The sequence below is a fragment of the Streptomyces sp. NEAU-YJ-81 genome, assembly GCF_017592595.1.
GTDB classification, from domain to species: Bacteria; Actinomycetota; Actinomycetes; order Streptomycetales; family Streptomycetaceae; genus Streptomyces; species Streptomyces hygroscopicus_B.
Window position 1 is genome coordinate 1 of sequence record NZ_JAGFNO010000075.1, and the last position, 16,694, is coordinate 16,694.

Here is a 16,694-nt window from a genome sequence, read left to right on the forward strand (position 1 = left end):
GCCCGCTGCGCCGCTTCATCTCCCATGAGGTGGAGACCCTCATCGGCCGCGCCCTGCTGCGCGGCGATGTCGAAGAGGGCGCCACCGTCAAGGTCGACGCCCAGCACGGCGAACTCGTGGTCACCTATGAACAGCCGTCGGGCGAGGACGTCGAGGGGCGAGCCCGGCAGGAAGTCGGAGAGGCGGCGTGACCGGCCATGCCAAGCCCAACGATCAAAGCCCGGACCATCAAGTGCCCCACCTGCGGACGCGCGAACAAGATCCCCGCGGCGGCCGAGGGCGCTCCCCGGTGCGGCAACTGCAAGTCGCCGCTGCCGTGGATCGTGGACGCGGACGAGAACGAGTTCGCGGATGTCGCCGAGAAGGCGACGCCCCTCGTCGTCGTGGATCTGTGGGCGACTTGGTGCGGGCCCTGCCGGATGGTCAGCCCCGCACTTGAGCAGGTCGCCACGGAGCTGGCGGGCAAGGTCAAACTCGTCAAGGTCGACATCGACCGCAATCCGCACCTCGCCCAGCGGTTCGAGGTGCAGGCCGTGCCGACCCTGCTCATCCTGGACAAGGGGGAGCTGGTCGCCCGCCGCGCGGGTGCCGCCCCGGCGGGCACCCTGCGCTCGTGGGTCGAGCAGGTGACGGCGGGCCGGCGGGACAGCGAGAGAGGGTGACGTCCATGGCCATCGAGCCCGATCCGCATCTGTCGATGGTGCGCCCGGTCTCCCCGCGCAGCCCCGAGGGGTGCGAGGAATGCCTGCGCCTGGGGTCCCCCTGGGTCCATCTGCGGCTCTGCCTGACCTGCGGACACGTCGGGTGCTGCGACTCCTCACCGCTCAAGCACGCGCGCGCCCACGCCTACGCCGAGCAGCACCCCATCGTGGAGCCCATCGAGCCGGGCGAGAACTGGCGCTGGTGCTACGCCCACGAGGCGCCGGCCTGATGGCAGGCGACGACCGGCCCCCCGAGGCCGCTCCCGACGAGGCGGTGCCGTTCGAGACCCCGGATCTGTATGGCGCCTACCCCCGGCTGTCGCAAACCCAGATCGCGTTCCTCGCCGAACACGGGGAGCGCTTCCGGGTCGAGCCGGCCCAGGTGCTGGTCCGGGAGGGGGAGCGGTGTGCGGAGTTCCTGGTCATCCTCAGCGGCTCCATCGAGATCGTAGAGGCCCACGGCACCCCCGACGAGCGGGTCCTGAGGGTGCACGGGCCGGGGCGCTTCCTCGGCGAGCTGGGGCTCCTCCAGGGACAGGTGGCCTTCTACACCGCCCGGGCCCGAGATCCCGGAGAAGTGCTGTCCCTTCCGATCGACTGGCTGCGGGTGCTGGTCGCCCGCGATCCGATCCTCGGCGACCTCATCCTCCGTGCCTATCTGAGCCGCCGCGCGCTGCTCGTCGGCGCAGGCGCTGGCTTCCGCATCCTCGGCTCACGCTATTCGCCCGACACCCGGCGGCTGCGCGAGTTCGCGGCCCGCAACCGGCTGCCGCACCGCTGGATCGACCTGGAGGCGGACCAGGAGGCCGAGGCACTGCTGCGCCGCTTCTCCATCCCCCCGGAGGAGACACCGATCGTCATCTGGCGTGATCAGCGGGTGCTGCGCAACCCCAGCAACGCGGAACTGGCGCGGCTCATCGGTCTCTCCCCTCCGTCCGCCGAGGAGACCCGCAGCGATCTGATCATCGTCGGCTCCGGACCCGCCGGGCTGGCGGCCGCCGTCTATGGCGCGTCCGAGGGACTGACCACAGCCCTCCTGGACGCGATCGCCACGGGCGGCCAGGCGAGCACGTCGTCCCTCATCGAGAACTACTTCGGCTTTCCGACCGGGATCTCCGGTTCCGACCTCGCCGAACGAGGCGAACTCCAGGCGCGCAAGTTCGGGGCCCAGGTGTGGGTTCCCGCGGAAGCGGCATTGCTCAAGCCCGAGGGCGACGGCTACTACCGCGTCACCTTCGCCGACGGCGGCGATGTGCTGAGCCACACCGTCGTGCTGGCAACGGGCGCCTGGTACCGCAGGCTCGAAGTGCCCGGCATCAAACGGGTGGAGGGGACGAGCGTCCACTATGCGGCGACCGTGTACGAGGCGCAGCAGTGCAGCGCGGATCCGGTCGCGGTGGTCGGCGGCGGTAACTCCGCGGGCCAGGCCGTCCTCTTCCTCGCACAGCGCGTCCCGCGCGTGCATCTGCTGATCCGGGGCCCGGACCTCGGCGCCAAGATGTCCCGTTACCTCGTCGACCAGATCGAACGCCATCCACGGGTGAATGTGCTGCTGAACAGCGAGGTGCGCGGGGTGGTGGAGGGCGACGGTGTCCTGCGGGCCATCGTGGTGGAGAACAACCGCACGGGGGAGCGCCGCAACCTGGTCGTGCGCGCGATGTTCGTCTTCATCGGGACCCGGCCCCGTACGGCGTGGCTCGGCGACGTGGTCGCTTTGGACGACCGGGGCTTCGTGCTCACCGGCGCCTCGGCGCAGGCCCGCGCGAGTGGCACGGTCTGGGAGGGCCAGGGCCGTACCTGTCTGGGGCTGGAAACCAGCCTGCCCGGCGTCTTCGCCGCGGGCGACGTGCGCAGCGGCTCCGTCAAGCGGGTGGCCTCCGCCGCCGGCGAAGGGGCGATGGCCATCCACCAGGTCCACGAGCACCTCGGCCACACCACCGTCGACGTCGCGCGCCACCCCGACGACACAGAAGCTCCGTCCGGCCGGTTCACCGAGCCGGGCGGTGGTCACAACACATCCCCTGCCCACTAACCGACACCGGAGGTGACGGACGATGAACATGCCGGTTCGCCGACAGCAGCGAGGCCAGGGAACGGCGGAGCGTCCCAGGGGCTGGGCACGCAATCCACTTCTGGAATTCGACGACCTCATCAACCAGATGGGCGGTCTGCTCGAATCCACGGTCGGAAGCGCGGCTCCCGCCATAGCGGCGTGGACGCCGTCCGGCGATGTGACCGAAGCCGACGACGCCTATCACATAGAACTCGAGCTCCCCGGCGTGGACCGCAAGGACGTCGACATCGAGATCAATGGTCAGGAACTGGCCGTAACGGGGGAGATCAAGGAACGGGAGCGCAAAGGCATCATGCGGCACAGCAGTCGCCGTACCGGTCGCTTCGAGTACCGGTTGCTGCTTCCGAGCGAAGTGAACACCGAAGACGTCACGGCGAGCATGTCCAGCGGCGTGCTCACGATCACCGTCCCCAAGGCGGCGACCGCCAAGCCCCGTCACATCGAGATAACCGAGAGCAGCGAACGCCAGGGCGGCTGAGACCGCCGGGATCCGGCTCTCTCCCGCGGCGGCCCCGCTCCGCCGGGTGCCGCCGCGGGCATCGGAAGGACTACATGATGGTTGCGGCAGGCTTTTCCTCGTTCGACACCATGGTCGACAAGGCCAACCATGTCCTGAAGGAGATCGAGCACGCCTATGGGTGGCCCAAGGAGCGCCGGAAGCAGTCGTACGCCGCTCTGCGCGCGGTCCTGCACCACCTGCGGGACCGGCTGTCGGTCGATGAGGCCGTGCACTTCGGAGCGCAGCTTCCGACCTTGCTGCGCGGCGTCTACTACGACGGGTGGAAACCCGCGGAGACGCCCGTGAAATTGAACAGCGAGGAATTCTTCCGGCGGGTCCGGCACGACTTTCCGTACGCGATCGAGGGCGACACCGAGCAACTGGTGCGCACGGTCCTGCATGTCCTCGAGCACCACATCAGCGAGGGCGAGTGGAAGGACCTCAAGGCGCGTATGCCCGCCTCGATGTCCGCGGTCATGCCCTCCTAGCCGGTCCGGCGGCCACCGCATCGCTCCCGGCATTCACAACCCCGGCGTCACAGCAGGAGATTGAAGAGCGGCCAGACCGTCTCCCAGTGCTTGGTCTGCGGATTCTTCAGGTCCGGGTAGATGATCTTGAATGCCTTGGCGAGCGCCAGACTGAGCCCGCCGACGATTTCCGGCAACCTCGCCTCCGTCGCGTCGTCGGGTGCGCGGTCCAGCGGCGGGTGCCTGACGAGCTGATCGAGGATGGGCTGCAACTCGATCTCGTGGTCGAGGTCCCGGAAACGGTGGATGTTCTCCTGTAGCCCCTTGGTGATCGGCAGATCCCACGGCACGATCACGTCCCGGTTGTTGGCCTTCGCGACCGCCTCGGCGATGAGCAGCAGATCGTAGACTTTGGCGTCCACGAAGTCGCTGTAGCGCTTGAGGTCGTTCTTGTCGACATCAAGTCCCGCCGCCACCCGGAAGAACCGCTCGAACCTGGGCACGGACATCACCGTCATGGTCACCAACCTCCAGTCGTCCGGCGCTGGGCGTAACCCGGCGCGCCTCGTCAGCGCCACCCTCGCTCGCCGGATGCGCGACCGCATGGGCCCCCAGGAACCAATCGCACGGCCCGGCTTGCTGCCGACAGGTCGGTGACCGCGCCAGGTCATGCTATGGGCGCGGCTCCCACCGCCGTGGCGACACTCGGGGAGCGCCGTGAGGAGCACTCGGTCAGGTCAGGGAGTCACGGAGGCGGCGGACACGTGGCGGCTGTTCGGGCATGCCTCAGGTGGCCGGGCGCCACGGCGGGGCACACTGTCGCGGAACGGCCCCCGACAACCCCGCCCCGAGGTTCCCCATGGCGTTCGGACTGGCACACCGCGCATTGCGGCCACGGGTACCTTTGCGCCACGGGGAGGGCGACAAACACCACCTCACCAGCCTTGAGGGGCTGGCCGCGCTGTCCCTGGACGCGCTGAGCTCGGTCGCGTACGGCCCCGAGGCCATCGTGGTCGTCCTGGTCGCCGCCGGCACCGGGGCCCTTACCGCCACGCTGCCCATCACTGTCGTCATCACCGTCCTGCTCACCGTGCTGGTGATCTCCTACCGCCAGGTGATCGCCGTCCATCCGGACGGCGGCGGCGCCTACGCGGTGGCGAAGAAGAGCCTCGGGCAACGGATGAGCCTGCTCGCCGCGGCGAGCCTGACCATCGACTACGTCCTCACCGTCGCCGTCAGCCTGGCCGCCGGCGCCGCCAGCCTCGCATCCGCCTTCCCGATCCTCTCCTCGCATCTCCTCGCCGTCTGCCTGGTGCTGCTCGCCCTGCTCACAGCCGTGAACCTCTGGGGAGTGGCCGAGAGCGCCCGGGTGCTGATGCTGCCGACCGTGCTGTTCATCGTCACCATGCTCGGCATCGTCGTCATGGGGATCCTGCGCTCGCACCCCGCGGACGTCGTCGGCGCCGCCCACCCCGTCCGGACCACCGAGGCGCTGGGCGTCCTGCTGATCCTGAAAGCGTTCTCCTCGGGCTGCTCCGCCCTGACCGGGGTGGAGGCCATCGCCAACGGCGTGCCGATGTTCCGCGAGCCGCGCATCAAGCGGGCCCAGCACACCGAGCTGATGCTCGGCATGCTCCTCGGAGTGATGCTGCTCGGGATGGCGTATCTGATCCGCCGCGACCATGTGGCGCCTCGCGGCGGTGTGACGGTCCTCGCCCAGCTCGCCGCCGGGTCGTACGGAACCGGATGGGAGTACTACGCGACCAACCTCATCGTCACCCTTGTTCTCGCGCTCGCCGCCAACACCAGCTTCGGCGGCCTCCCGGTCCTGATGAGCCTGCTGGCGCGGGACGACCGGCTGCCCCACCTGTTCGGGCTGCGCGCGGAGCGGCCGGTGTACCGGTACGGCGTGGTGGCGCTGGCGCTGCTGTCGGCCCTGCTGCTCATCGCGGTGGGGGGCGAGACCCATCGGCTGATCCCGCTGTTCGCCATCGGGGTGTTCACCGGCTTCACCATCAGCCAGGTCGGGCTGGTACGGCACTGGACGACCGAGCAGCCGGAAGGGTGGCTGCGCCGGGCGATGATCAACGGTCTGGGGGCCGTGCTGACCACCGGGGCCGGTCTGGTCCTGCTGACCACCAAGTTCCTCGAAGGGGCCTGGGTGGCCGTCGTCGCGGTGCCGCTGCTGATGCTGCTGTTCACCCGCGTCCAGCGCTATTACACGGCGGCCGGCGAGGAACTCGGGCTCGGGCGGATCCCGCCGCCACCGGTGCGCACCATGAGCCTGGTCATCGTCCCGCTCGGCGAGGTCAGCAGGCTCGCGCAGCGCGCGCTGACGGCGGCGCTCGCCCTGGGCGACGAGGTCGTGGCGGTCAGCGTCCAGGCCGAGCCCGCGAAGGCGCGGGCCCTGCAGGACGCCTGGGAGCGCTGGAATCCCGGGGTGCGCCTGGAAATCATCGACAGCCCGCACCGCTCCCTGGTGCAGCCGATGGTCGCGTATGTGCGGCGCGAGGCCGGGGGCGGCCGGGAGATCGCCGTTCTCATCCCCGAGGTTGAGCCCCGGCACCGGCGCTACAAGATCCTCCAGAACCAGCGCGGCCTGCTGCTGGCCACGGTCCTCAGGGCGCGCACCGATGTCGTCGTCTGCATGATGCCGTACGGCCTGAGCATGTGAGCGGGGCCCGCTCGGCGGGGCTTGTGGTACCTCGCGTGGCGGGTGGCCGCGTGGCAAGGCGGAGGGTGACGTCCTCGACTCCGGCAAGGAGGCCCGCATGGACGAAAGAGTGTTCTTCCAGATGGTGGCGGACCGTACGCAGCTCTCGCGGCAGGAAGCGGCCGACCTCACTCCGCGCCACTCTCGGTGCTGGCGCTTCGGCCGAGCGACGGTGAGGCCCGCGATCTCGCCCTGGAGCTTCCGGAGCCCTGTGGGTGCCGGAAACGGTGTCACCCTATGCGACCTGCGTGTATGCGTGGATGAGGCCGCCGAGTCGATCGCGTCGATGGATGCGAGTGTGGTCGGTGGCGATGAGTGGTTCGGGCTCGGTGAGCCGGTCCGGCGCCCGTTGTCCAAGGGATCGATGCGGCCGGTGTTTGTTGCAGTGCTCCGCATCCTCGCCGACGAGAGGCGTAGGTGGCGCTCTCCCATGATCAGGGTGCGGTCAGTTGCCTCACGTCGGCATGATCCGATCCAGCGTTCGGCGATCGTGTTCATCCGTGGCACGGCAGGCAGGGTGGGTATCACGCGTATGTCGGTCGCCTGGAAGACGGAGTCGAAGCTGTTGGTGAAGTATGCGCCGCGGTCCCGGATGAGGAATGTGATCGACTCGGCGTGGTCGCCCAGGTCGATGAGGTAGTTGCGTGTTTGCCGGGTGATTCAGGGGCCGGTCGGTTTCCGGGTGATGCCGGCGATGTGTACGCGGCGGGTGTCGTGGTCGATGGAGAACAGTACGGACCAGCGCCGTAGGAAGACCGTGTCGACGTGGAACAGGTCGGCTGCCACGATGGCGGAGGCCTGGGCTTTGAGGAAGGCGGGCCAGGAATGGTCCGCGCGCTGGGGCGCGGGGTCGATGCCTGTTTTCTTCAGTATCTCCCAAGCGGTCGAGGCGCCGATCTTGCGTCCCAGGCTGAGTAGTTCGCCGTGGATCCGGCGGTACTCCCACCCGGGGTTCTCACGCGCGAGGTGCGGGACCGGCTGCCGCAGTGCCTCCGGTTTCGGTGGTCGGCCCGGACGACGGTGTGGATGGGTCCACTTGCGGGCGACCGAGGCCGTTCGGCTGCGGTGGGTGAAGCTCTGCGAGGAGGATCGGCGATCGTGGCCCGTACTCTGCTGGACCTGGATGAATTCGTCGAGCACTGGACGCTGTTGAAGGACGAGCAGGCGCTCGTGTCCGGCAAGCGTGGTGCGACTGGCGTGATGTGCCGGAACACTACGGTTCGTGGAGCCGGGTCTGCGACCTGTTCCGTGTCACCCGGCTCCAGGCCCAGGCCGACGCGAAAGCTTGATCACCTGGGAGGTGAATGTCGACGTGCCTGCCCCCGTCGTCGCGGACGCTCTCGGCTACCACAACAAGACCACCACCCGCCTGCGCAACGAGACCGGCGGGACATGGAGCCGATACGCCCCTGAGGATCACACACGGTCACCAGCCGGTTGGACTCCTCGGCGAACCGGCAACAGTTGAAGACGAGAGCCCGCAATACCAGTACCGAGGGCCTCTTCGAACCTGTGCGCTTCAATCAGAAACCGACTGAAGCGAGGGCTGCAGGTCCGCGAGCCAGGGATGCCCCGGGTGCGCGCGGGCGAGTAGCTCGGCCAGGGTCTCGCGCTGAGCCGGGGTCATGTGCGGGACGGTCGCGTCGAAGTCTGTCTGATCCTTTCGGCGGGTGTGCTTGGCCTTGAACAACAGGACCAACTCGGGTGCCAGGTACGGGATGCCGTCTTGGGTGTGGTGGATGATGTCGCTGTAGGGAAGCTGGATCCTCTCATCGCGTCGGCAGATCCAGGTGTCGCCGTCGTGCGGTTCACGGAACACGTCGAGCAGGTAGTTGCCGGTGGCCGGATCGCGGAGCCATGTCTGATGTACGGCGGCCAGCACCTCCGGTGTGGCGTCCTCCCAGATCCGGCCGCTGCCCTGCCGCGTCGAAGACGTATCCGGGGAAGCGGTAGCGGAACTCGGGAAAGCTCGCGGTCGGAATCGCGATCTCGATGTCCCCATGAGCGCGCGTCTGCCTGCCGCGGAACAGGTCCAGCGCCCAGCCCGCGGCCACGTACCAGGGCGTGCCGATCCCGGCCAACTGCTGCGCGATCTCACTCGGAGTCCAGCAGGATGACCACCTGGCGTGGAGGGCTTCGATCTCGTCGGGTGACAGCTCGATACCGCCGCCAGGCAGTTGCTCGCTCACCGCAGGAATCTATCAGCGGACTCGAAGGCCCCTGGCCGTGGCCGATGAAGGAGACCAGCGGGACCTGGAGCCGTACACGCTGGCGACCACTGGCGGTCACCGCCCGGCTGGACTCCGCGGAGAACTGGTGACAGTTGAATACGCGAGCCCACCAGTATCAGAAGCTGATTTGGCCAACTGCCGTGCCCACAAAGGCGGGTCGGGCAGGCTCAGTCACACCTGCCCATGGCTGACCGTTCCGGGCATGACAGGCTCGCGGCACCCGATTGGTCAGCGTCAGCGTCAGCGGGTGGCCGGGCGGTGAGTGACGCGTCGTCTGCGTCGCGGGGCATGCTGTCGCCGCTGTCCTGCTCCGGTCGTGCGGCAGCGCTGGTGACCGGACGTCGGGGGAAGGCGTGACGGCGGGCGCCGGCGACGATGAACCACGACGCGGCCGCGGACGCGGCGGCGAGAAGCGGCAAGGCTGCCGCTCCCAGACGGTCCAGTACCTGCCCGCCTGCGATGGAGCCGCCGCCGATGCTGAAGTTGACGCCGATGACGTACAGCGCGGAGACGGCTGCCTGGGCCTGCGGTGCGGCCGTGAGCGCGGCGGACTGCAGGAGGGTGGGCAGACCCGCGAAGAGCAGGCCCCATATGACGACCAGGACGAGGCTCACGGCCGTGGCCCTGCCCGTCGCGGCCAGCGCGGCGAATACCAGTGCCATCCCGCCGGTGAAGACCAGGGTCGCGCCGCGGGGGCGGCGGTCGACCAGCACGCCGGTCGTCCACACTCCGACGACTCCCGCGAGGCCGAAGGCGAGCAGCACCGGGCCGGCCCCTGCCTCGCTGATGCCGATGTGCCGCAAGTAGGGCGAGATGTAGGAGTAGATGCTGAAGTGGCCGAGCATGACCAAGGCCGTGGCGAGGGTGATGGTGAGCACGCCCGGGAGTTTGAACGCGGCCAGGGCCGTGCCCCGCGTTGCCGGTGAGCCGGACGTCTCCGGCAGCAGGACTGGCGCGGCGACCAGGACGAGTGCGGCCACCACAGCGAGCAGGACGAACGCGCTGCGCCAGCTCAGCGCGTTGCCGACCGCGGTTCCCAGCGGCACGCCGAAGGTCAGCGCGGCGGTGTTGCTCGCGAACACCACGGCAACGGCGCGGCCCGTCCGCTCCGCGGGAACGAGACGGGTGGCGTAAGCGGGCAGGACCGACCAGAGAACCCCGTGCACCGTAGCGGCGATCAGGCGGGCGACGACAGCCACGGCGTAGGACGGGGCCGCGGCGAGCAGCAGATTGCTCAGCACGAACACGGCCACGATGACGAGGAGCAGGCGCCGCTGCGGCCAGTGCGCGGTTCGGGCCGTGATCGGCAGCGTCACCACCATGATGACGAAGGCGTACAGGGCCACCAGCAGGCCGGCTCGCGACTCCGAGACACCCAGGCCGCCGCTCACCTGGGGCAGCAACCCCATGGGCAGGGTCTCCGTCGTGATCGACATGAAGCCGGCCAGGAACAGGACGGCCAGGCCGGCCGTCCCGGACCGGAGAGAGGATGTGGTTTTGACAACGTTATTCACGGCTGGGACGGTAAACCTGTACACCGATGTCAAGGTCAAGTCGATGGAGAACAGGGCGCGGAATGAAGATCAGTGAGCTGTCTCATCACACCGGGATCAGCAGCCGCTCGCTGCGCTACTACGAGCAGCAGGGCCTGCTTCACCCCCGTCGCCTCCCCAACGGCTACCGGGACTACTCCGAGGAGTCCGTCGTATGCGCCGAGCGGGTTCGCGATCTGCTCCGGTCCGGCCTCGGCACCGAGGCCATCAAAGACATCGGGTGCTGCTTCACCGGGTCGGGAGCGTCGCTGCGGGCGACGGTGGACTCGGAGCTCGCCGCCGGCCTGGCCCGCGAGCTCGCGAACATCCAGAGCCGGATCGACACTCTCACCCGGCACCGCGACGCCATCCAGACCTACTTGGCCGAAGCACGTCTCACGGCGGACTGAGCCCGCGCACACCCAAACGCGACGAACATCACCGACTGGGCATTAGTATCTACTATGCGTTTTTATGCCGCGAATGGCCCATCTTGTGATAGCGGTGCAGCGTCCCTACGGGCCGTGTCCCCATCCCCGGACAGTCCCGCACCCAGCCCCGAGTCGCTGTCCATCAGCGAACTCGCTCACCGGTGCCAAGTGAGCACGCGGTCACTGCGGTATTACGAGGAGCAAGGTCTCCTGCTCCCCGCACGCAACGCTGCGGGGCACCGCCGGTACGAGGCCAAGGACGCCGACTGCGTCGGCTTCATCCAGCGTTTGTACGGCGCGGGCCTGCCGAGCGACCTGATCCGTACGGTGGTCCAGGAGTGGAAACTCCCCGACTCCGCGCCCCGGATCGAGGCTCTTCTGCGCACCCGACACGCCGAACTCTCCCTTGAGGCGGAAGCACTGCACGCCAAGCTGACCGGCCTGGAAGCCGTGCTGAACGCGGTGACCGGCAACAGCTGACTTGCCCTTCACACCAGTGTGAACGTCTACCTTCCTGGTGAAGGCCCCGGACAGAAGAAGAGGGCCGGCACAGGAAAGGCGGACAGGTGAGCAACTACATGCTGGCGCAGCTCCAGCTCAAGTATGGTTTCGCGAATCTGGCGCGCTACGAAGCCGCCATGGTGACAATCCGCGAACTCTTCGAATCCCAGGGCATCACGCTCGTTGCGGGCACGGTGACCCAGGTCGGGCCGCTGTACGAGGCATTCAATTTGTGGGAGATCGAGGACCAGGGCCACCTGGAACGCGCGCTCCGTGCCATGACGCTCGGCGATCCCCGTGCCCTGGAGGCCATGGGCGAGCTGGACGCCACGGTGGAACACGAACAGACGCGATTCCTCGGATCACTTGCGTTCGCGGGGAGCCCGAACACTGCGTGAGGCTCTCGGGCAGGTCAGCTCTCAGCGACCGGAGCGCCTGACCCTGCCCAGCGCCGGTCATCCCGCGGCCGGCCTACCGACCCACATCAGCGGGAAAGGATCACTCGCCCGACGGGAATCGATCTTCAACCAACCCCGACACGGCAGGTCAACGGCATCCGTGAACGGCCCGGTCCCGGATTTCGGGCGCCTGTTCCTCGTCCATCACGTACGGGACTGGCCGAGGCGGGTGAATCGGCTTGTCGGTGTTCGTCATGTCCCTCACCCTCCTGGAACAGCGCTGCGCTGTCAGCGCAGCGCTGCGTTACCAGGGGCGCATGGGCGCACGCCGGGATCGGCTTATCTGACTTCCGTGGCCTGATGCCTCGGCAGAGTGGTGTCGCAGTAAGTACGCGATTTACCGCGACAGGACCCCTACGGTGATCACCGCGACCTGCGGCGGATGATTCCGGGCCGCCGGGGTGAGGTGTACGCATTTACTGCGGCAGTGCCAGAAGGGCGGGGCGGGATGACGTCTTAATACGCCAGCTCCCCGATCCCCCCATCAACCCGCAGCACCGTGCCCGCGGTGTAAGCGGACTCATCCGAGGCGAGGTACACGGCCGCCTTCGCCAGCTCCGTGGCGGTTCCCAGGCGGTGGAGGGGTACGGTCTGCCGGAGTTTCTCATAGAGGGCGGCCTGGCGTTCGGGGCCGAGGGGGGCGAACGCGTTGGTGACGGTCGGACCCGGGCTCAGTCCGTTGACGCGGATGCCCCGGTCCTTCAGCTCGTAGGTCAGGCCGCGCGTGTAGGAGAGCAGCCCCGCCTTGGCCGCACCGTAGACCGTCGCGTTCTCGTGTCCTATGTACGCGGAGACCGAACCGACGAGGATGACCGAGGACTGCTGCGAGAAGAGCGACAGCAGGTCCCTGATCAGGAAGAACGGCGACTTGAGATTGGTCGCGACGAGCCTGTCGAACGCCTCCTCGGTCCATGCGTCGAGCGGTAGGTGGGTGACGTCGGCGGCGTTGCTCATCAGGACGTCGAGCTTCGGCCACTCCGCCCGCAGCCGTGCCGCGAGTGCCGCCTGGCCCGGTACGTCGCCGGCGTCGCTGGCGATGGTCAGCAGCGGGCCTTCCAGTTGCCGGGCTGCCTCGTCCAGCCTTTCCCGGGAGCGGCCGGTGATGGCGACGGTCGCGCCTTCGGCGAGGAACTGGCGGGCCGTTTCCAGGCCGATGCCGCTCGTTCCTCCGGTGATCAGTGCGTGCTTCCCTGCAAGACGATTCACTGTTCTGATCTCCTCAGATCGCGGTCCGGCCGCCATCGGCGGCCACGATCGCTCCGGTTACGTAGCTGGCGCGGTCACCGGCGAGGAAGGCGACCACCTGAGCCACTTCGGCCGGGTCGGAGGTGCGCTTGAGCGCGGTGGTCAGGCCCATGCCGCCCATGTCCGGGCCCATCGCCGCGACCACCTTGGAAGAGCGCATCGGCCCTGGGGCCACGGCGTTGACCCGCACGTTCGACTCGGCGAACTCCGCCGCCCAGGTGCGGGTCAGCGATTCGAGCGCCGCCTTGGTGGCGCCGTAGACGGCCATGCCCGGCATGCCGAGGCCGGCCGCGGTGGAGCTGATGTTGACGATGCTGCCGCCGCCGCCCGCGGCCATCTTCTCCGCGAACAGCGCGGTGAGCAGGAACGGTGCGCGCACGTTGACGGCGAAGGCGGCGTCGTAGCTCGCGAGGTCCTGCCCGAGGGTCGGGGCGAACGTCATCACACTCGCGTTGTTGATCAGGATGTCGATGGTTCCGGCGCTGTCGGCCAGTTGCCGCACAGCCGCCGGGTCGGACAGGTCGGCGACGACGAACCGCACGGTTCCGGCCAAGGAGCCGCCACCGGCCGCGCGTATGTCCGCCACCACCTGGGCACCGCGCTCGGCGTCGCTGCCGGTGAGGATCAGATCGGCCCCGCCCGCGGCCAGCACCTTGGCCGTCGCGTGCCCCAGCCCGCCGATCGCGCCGGACCCGGTGACGAGTGCCGTCTTGCCTGCGAATTCCATTTCTTCGCCCTTCACGCCGGCCGTTGGCCGAGCGACTTCTGTGTGTTCGTTCAAGAAGTAACGCAACAGAAGCTACGACTTCTTGAACGTTGAGTCAAGAAGTCGTAGTCTTGGTCGCGTGGCACGAACCGGACGCCCCCGCGAGTTCGACAAGGAACAGACGCTGGCGCGCGCACTCGAACTGTTCTGGTCCCGGGGATACGGGGCGACGTCGGTCCAAGACCTGGTCGACGCGCTGGCCGTCGAGCGCGGCAGCCTCTATGGAACGTTCGGTGACAAGCGCCGCTTCTACCTGGACGCCGTCAGGCTCTACTGGGAGGTGTACGAGCGGCACTTGACCACCGTGCTCGACACCGCCCCGCTCCTGCCGGCCCTGCGCGAGATCCTGACCCACCCGGCGCGGCTGGACGAACTGATCTCCGACGTGGGCGTGCCGCAGGGCTGCCTGGTTGGCAACACCACCGCCGAACTCGTCCCCCAGGACGTTGAGGCCACGGAGGTCGTGACCCGCTCGTACCGCCGGTTCATCGAGATCGTCACCGACGCGCTCCGCCGTGCCCAGGCCGCCGGCGAGGTCACGGCCAACTCCTCCCCCGAGGCCCAGGCGCAGCTCCTGCTCTACATCGTCCAGGGCCTGTCGCTTGTATCGAGGGCGGGTCTCGATCAGAGCGCGGCGCTGGCTGCGATCGACACGGCGGTGGACGGGCTGCGGGCGTGACCAGTCCCTATATCTAGCGGCTGCCTAGCGGTCTGCCGCCGGATCTCGGCCTCCGGGTCCGCGGTGAGCAGGTCCAGGTGCACACGGTTGCGTGGAGCCCTTGGCACTCGCGTCCGACCGCGTCCCGTGTGCGGCGGCGGCCTCGTAGTCGATGGTGTTGATCCGGGGAAAACCCGAGGCCGACAGCAAGGCGCACGTAGCTCCCTCCGTGTAAGTCGAGGAACGCCGCCGGCGTCGTCCCGGCGGCCCGCCTGAGGCGGGCTTCGACGCCTTTGCCAAAGTGGACGACGGTCGCAACCTGGGCCCGCAGCCAGTCCTGGTGCCGGGGCGAGGCGATGGCGATCACGTGCGCGTCGGCGCGGCGACCCGGCGAGTCACGCGCACGGCGTCTTCGCGCAGACAGCGCCCGTTGCGGCGAGAGCTGTACGCCTTGTCACCGCTGACGTAACCAGGCCGGCCGGGTGCGGGGCTGCTCGCCCTGCGCGGGCGAATACTGCAACTCTCGAATACCGACACTCCACCAGTGCCTCTACCCCGGCGACGACCCCTCAGCGCTCATCCCCCGCATCCCACGCGCCGTCCACACCCACGGCGTCTTCTTACGGCACCCGCACCCGGACCACGGCTGCGGCTGCGAGTGGGACGACACCTGGCGCATGGTCTGGACCCCCAGGACCGAGCCCAACGCCGTCCCGATCACCGCCCTGCGGCACCCGGCCGCACCGGCGACCGCTGCCGGCACCCCCAACCCTGATGGAGGCGCGCCCACGACGTGGGCGGCCTGACAACCGAAGCGTCCGCGAGCGGCTCCGCGACCCGGCCGCCACCCTCCCGGTCGCCCCCGCGAGCGGCACGTGATCACCGCCACCGGCACCGGCGTGCTCACGGCGATGGACGCGTACGCGGTGGGCGTCGCGGCCTGGCGGCTGGGCGCGGGCCGCGCCCGCAAGGAGGACGCCGTCCAGGCCGGCGCGGGCGTCGAGCTCCACGCCAAGCCCGGCGACACGGTGGCGGCGGGCCAGCCGCTGCTGACCCTGCACACGGACACCCCGGAGCGGTTCGACTACGCGATCGAGGCCCTCGCCGGCGCCGTCGAGATCGCCCCCGAGGGCGCGGAGTTCACCACCGACTCCGATCGTTCTGGACCGCATCGCCTGACCTCCCGGGCGTGCACCGGGCCCCCGCGACGCTCACCGCCGCGGGGGCCTTCGGTTTCCCGGACGTCGGCCTCGCCGCCGCCTCGTCAGCCCCGCTCGGACCAGACGTAGTCGAACTTGAAGGTGACGGGGTTGTATGCACACGGCTTGTCGATGTCGTGGTCCTCGGCATCGCCGCGCTGGTTGTCCAGACAGCTTTCCATCGAGTAGTTGGTTTGCGTGTGGAGGTGATTGCCCCGTCCGGCCGGCTCCTGCCAGGCGAAGATGTACTGCCGGAACGTGTCGAGATGGCAGGTCTGCTTGATGATGTGGCCCTGCGCCACATGCTCTTGCAGAGCGGCCTTGCAATCGGCCTCATAGTTGTAGGCCAACTGCCAGTGGGTGTCATAGGCGGCCGTGGCGCGCGGCGCCTGCGATGCGCTGGCCGGGGCCGCGCCGACGGTGAGTCCTCCGAGCAGGAGGGCGCCGGCGATCGCCGCGCCCCGCTTGGTCCCCTTCATGGATTCTCCCGAGAGTTCACAAGTATTGATTATCGGGTCAGGAATTGCGTCGCCGACATTAACAGGGAAAGGGGAATGAGTCGGGGCTGGTATTCGGCCAACCTGCTGCAAACAATGTGAATTGGAAGTTTTTTGTGCGGGGTTTACCGCGGTGGACTTCTTCGGTGGGGGAGAAGGTGGCCGGGGCAGGCGGAGCCGCCGCAGGCCGACGCCTTGTTCTAGCGGCGCCGGTAAGGACCCCTTGTCGGCTCTCGGCCCCCTTTCGCGGTGGGAGCACGATGTCGCGCTCCCCATGTGACAGGGAGGGGCTGTGGGCTGACAACCTCGGCGGGCCCGTTTCCGCAGGCAATCGGCGCACGGGTGTCCCGGCCGAGAGGTGGCTGCCACGTCAAGGAGGTGTAAAGCCCCTTGGTGTCTGCCGGCAGATGGGGCACTCCCAGGCCGTGAGCGCGGTATCGGGCTCTGCGGCGCAGTAGCGAGAAGGTCGGCTGGGGTGTTCGGCTCAGAAAATAGGGTGCCAAGCGGTGGTGACGGCTGCGGGCCGCGACGGGGGCGGGGGGACGAGCAGACTCGGCGGCTGTCAGGTCGAAGCGGCTAACACCGTGTCCTACATGGTCAGTTGGTCGTTGGCCGAGTATGGGGAGTGGACGGTGGGGATGGATCGTGCCGGTGGGGCTGTGGGAGATCGCCAGGCCGTTGCTGCCGTCGGCGCGAGTGCGGCCGCAAGGCGGCGGGGTGGC

General features: G+C 68.7%; 18 protein-coding genes and 3 pseudogenes. 14 read left to right on the plus strand and 7 right to left on the minus strand.

What is annotated here, in order from left to right; genetic code table 11:
- The 6 genes from J5X86_RS49205 to J5X86_RS49230 all read left to right on the plus strand — a co-directional run.
- Nucleotides 1-191, plus strand: a 191-nt coding sequence (locus J5X86_RS49205; protein WP_208523093.1) for a hypothetical protein, incomplete at its 5' end; no start/stop codon positions are given.
- A gap of 6 nt (nt 192-197) precedes the next feature.
- Nucleotides 198-662 (plus strand): thioredoxin, encoded by a 465-nt coding sequence (gene trxA, locus J5X86_RS49210; RefSeq protein ID WP_208523094.1) that lies wholly within the window; start codon nt 198-200, stop codon nt 660-662.
- A gap of 5 nt (nt 663-667) precedes the next feature.
- Nucleotides 668-931 (plus strand): UBP-type zinc finger domain-containing protein, encoded by a 264-nt coding sequence (locus J5X86_RS49215; RefSeq protein ID WP_208523095.1) that lies wholly within the window; start codon nt 668-670, stop codon nt 929-931.
- The gene (locus J5X86_RS49220) at nt 931-2,733 is read left to right on the plus strand and encodes an FAD-dependent oxidoreductase (protein WP_208523096.1); all 1,803 of its coding nucleotides are present in this window, start codon (nt 931-933) and stop codon (nt 2,731-2,733) included. Before J5X86_RS49215 ends, J5X86_RS49220 begins: the two co-directional genes overlap by 1 nt.
- A gap of 22 nt (nt 2,734-2,755) precedes the next feature.
- On the plus strand, nt 2,756-3,253 hold the full coding sequence (locus tag J5X86_RS49225; protein ID WP_208523097.1) for an Hsp20/alpha crystallin family protein: 498 nt from the start codon (nt 2,756-2,758) through the stop codon (nt 3,251-3,253).
- Between the two features lie 74 nt (nt 3,254-3,327).
- Nucleotides 3,328-3,762, plus strand: coding sequence for a DUF2267 domain-containing protein (locus J5X86_RS49230; protein ID WP_236669985.1), 435 nt, complete (start codon nt 3,328-3,330; stop codon nt 3,760-3,762).
- A 47-nt stretch (nt 3,763-3,809) separates the two neighbouring features.
- On the opposite strand, the gene J5X86_RS49235 is transcribed toward J5X86_RS49230, so the two are convergent.
- Nucleotides 3,810-4,259 carry a DUF1931 family protein gene (locus J5X86_RS49235; RefSeq protein WP_208523106.1) on the minus strand — a complete coding sequence of 150 codons (450 nt, stop codon included), beginning with the start codon at nt 4,257-4,259 and terminating at the stop codon, nt 3,810-3,812.
- 341 nt (nt 4,260-4,600) lie between these two features.
- Here J5X86_RS49235 and J5X86_RS49240 point away from each other — a divergent pair, with 341 nt between their 5' ends.
- Together J5X86_RS49240 and J5X86_RS51780 are read left to right on the plus strand one after the other, a co-directional pair.
- A complete protein-coding gene (locus J5X86_RS49240) occupies nt 4,601-6,415 on the plus strand; it encodes an APC family permease (protein ID WP_208523098.1) in 1,815 nt (604 codons plus the stop codon).
- A gap of 97 nt (nt 6,416-6,512) precedes the next feature.
- Complete coding sequence (locus tag J5X86_RS51780) at nt 6,513-7,094, plus strand: hypothetical protein (protein WP_243983320.1); 582 nt, start codon at nt 6,513-6,515, stop codon at nt 7,092-7,094.
- A 20-nt stretch (nt 7,095-7,114) separates the two neighbouring features.
- Here J5X86_RS51780 and J5X86_RS51785 read toward each other — a convergent pair whose 3' ends face one another.
- The 3 genes and pseudogenes from J5X86_RS51785 to J5X86_RS49260 all read right to left on the minus strand — a co-directional run bounded on the left by J5X86_RS51785 (nt 7,115) and on the right by J5X86_RS49260 (nt 10,199).
- Nucleotides 7,115-7,594 (minus strand): hypothetical protein, encoded by a 480-nt coding sequence (locus tag J5X86_RS51785; RefSeq protein WP_243983321.1) that lies wholly within the window; start codon nt 7,592-7,594, stop codon nt 7,115-7,117.
- Nucleotides 7,595-7,973: 379 nt separating this feature from the next.
- Nucleotides 7,974-8,643: pseudogene (locus J5X86_RS49255) on the minus strand (nucleotidyltransferase domain-containing protein).
- Between the two features lie 209 nt (nt 8,644-8,852).
- Nucleotides 8,853-10,199 carry an MFS transporter gene (locus J5X86_RS49260; RefSeq protein WP_208523099.1) on the minus strand — a complete coding sequence of 449 codons (1,347 nt, stop codon included), beginning with the start codon at nt 10,197-10,199 and terminating at the stop codon, nt 8,853-8,855.
- 62 nt (nt 10,200-10,261) lie between these two features.
- Here J5X86_RS49260 and J5X86_RS49265 point away from each other — a divergent pair, with 62 nt between their 5' ends.
- The 3 genes from J5X86_RS49265 (at nt 10,262) to J5X86_RS49275 (ending at nt 11,547) form a co-directional block, all read left to right on the plus strand.
- The gene (locus J5X86_RS49265) at nt 10,262-10,627 is read left to right on the plus strand and encodes a MerR family transcriptional regulator (RefSeq protein ID WP_208523100.1); all 366 of its coding nucleotides are present in this window, start codon (nt 10,262-10,264) and stop codon (nt 10,625-10,627) included.
- Nucleotides 10,628-10,681: 54 nt separating this feature from the next.
- On the plus strand, nt 10,682-11,128 hold the full coding sequence (locus J5X86_RS49270) for a MerR family transcriptional regulator (RefSeq protein WP_374229506.1): 447 nt from the start codon (nt 10,682-10,684) through the stop codon (nt 11,126-11,128).
- A gap of 86 nt (nt 11,129-11,214) precedes the next feature.
- A complete protein-coding gene (locus tag J5X86_RS49275; RefSeq protein WP_208523101.1) occupies nt 11,215-11,547 on the plus strand; it encodes an NIPSNAP family protein in 333 nt (110 codons plus the stop codon).
- A 516-nt stretch (nt 11,548-12,063) separates the two neighbouring features.
- Here the strand turns inward: J5X86_RS49275 and J5X86_RS49280 are convergent.
- Together J5X86_RS49280 and J5X86_RS49285 are read right to left on the minus strand one after the other, a co-directional pair.
- The gene (locus tag J5X86_RS49280) at nt 12,064-12,813 is read right to left on the minus strand and encodes an SDR family oxidoreductase (protein WP_208523102.1); all 750 of its coding nucleotides are present in this window, start codon (nt 12,811-12,813) and stop codon (nt 12,064-12,066) included.
- A gap of 13 nt (nt 12,814-12,826) precedes the next feature.
- A complete protein-coding gene (locus J5X86_RS49285; RefSeq protein WP_208523103.1) occupies nt 12,827-13,579 on the minus strand; it encodes an SDR family NAD(P)-dependent oxidoreductase in 753 nt (250 codons plus the stop codon).
- Between the two features lie 118 nt (nt 13,580-13,697).
- Here J5X86_RS49285 and J5X86_RS49290 point away from each other — a divergent pair, with 118 nt between their 5' ends.
- Together J5X86_RS49290 and J5X86_RS49295 are read left to right on the plus strand one after the other, a co-directional pair.
- Nucleotides 13,698-14,297: a TetR/AcrR family transcriptional regulator gene (locus J5X86_RS49290; protein WP_208523104.1), complete on the plus strand. Its 600-nt coding sequence runs from the start codon at nt 13,698-13,700 to the stop codon at nt 14,295-14,297.
- 813 nt (nt 14,298-15,110) lie between these two features.
- Nucleotides 15,111-15,455 (plus strand): annotated as a pseudogene (locus J5X86_RS49295) (thymidine phosphorylase); the annotation flags it as partial.
- 85 nt (nt 15,456-15,540) lie between these two features.
- Here J5X86_RS49295 and J5X86_RS49300 read toward each other — a convergent pair.
- Nucleotides 15,541-15,954 carry a hypothetical protein gene (locus tag J5X86_RS49300; protein ID WP_208523105.1) on the minus strand — a complete coding sequence of 138 codons (414 nt, stop codon included), beginning with the start codon at nt 15,952-15,954 and terminating at the stop codon, nt 15,541-15,543.
- Nucleotides 15,955-16,590: 636 nt separating this feature from the next.
- Here J5X86_RS49300 and J5X86_RS51790 point away from each other — a divergent pair.
- Nucleotides 16,591-16,694 (plus strand): annotated as a pseudogene (locus tag J5X86_RS51790) (IS5/IS1182 family transposase); the annotation flags it as partial.

Bases quoted from the DNA above. Each gene is read 5' to 3' on its own strand.
- J5X86_RS49240 (WP_208523098.1), top strand. From the start codon at position 4,601: ATGGCGTTCGGACTGGCACACCGCGCATTGCGGCCACGGGTACCTTTG.
- J5X86_RS49285 (WP_208523103.1), bottom strand. From the start codon at position 13,579: ATGGAATTCGCAGGCAAGACGGCACTCGTCACCGGGTCCGGCGCGATC.
- J5X86_RS51780 (WP_243983320.1), top strand. From the start codon at position 6,513: ATGGACGAAAGAGTGTTCTTCCAGATGGTGGCGGACCGTACGCAGCTC.
- J5X86_RS49230 (WP_236669985.1), top strand. From the start codon at position 3,328: ATGATGGTTGCGGCAGGCTTTTCCTCGTTCGACACCATGGTCGACAAG.
- J5X86_RS49265 (WP_208523100.1), top strand. From the start codon at position 10,262: ATGAAGATCAGTGAGCTGTCTCATCACACCGGGATCAGCAGCCGCTCG.
- J5X86_RS49235 (WP_208523106.1), bottom strand. From the start codon at position 4,259: ATGACGGTGATGTCCGTGCCCAGGTTCGAGCGGTTCTTCCGGGTGGCG.
- J5X86_RS49215 (WP_208523095.1), top strand. From the start codon at position 668: ATGGCCATCGAGCCCGATCCGCATCTGTCGATGGTGCGCCCGGTCTCC.
- J5X86_RS49270 (WP_374229506.1), top strand. From the start codon at position 10,682: ATGCGTTTTTATGCCGCGAATGGCCCATCTTGTGATAGCGGTGCAGCG.
- J5X86_RS49300 (WP_208523105.1), bottom strand. From the start codon at position 15,954: ATGAAGGGGACCAAGCGGGGCGCGGCGATCGCCGGCGCCCTCCTGCTC.
- J5X86_RS49220 (WP_208523096.1), top strand. From the start codon at position 931: ATGGCAGGCGACGACCGGCCCCCCGAGGCCGCTCCCGACGAGGCGGTG.
- J5X86_RS49225 (WP_208523097.1), top strand. From the start codon at position 2,756: ATGAACATGCCGGTTCGCCGACAGCAGCGAGGCCAGGGAACGGCGGAG.
- trxA (WP_208523094.1), top strand. From the start codon at position 198: ATGCCAAGCCCAACGATCAAAGCCCGGACCATCAAGTGCCCCACCTGC.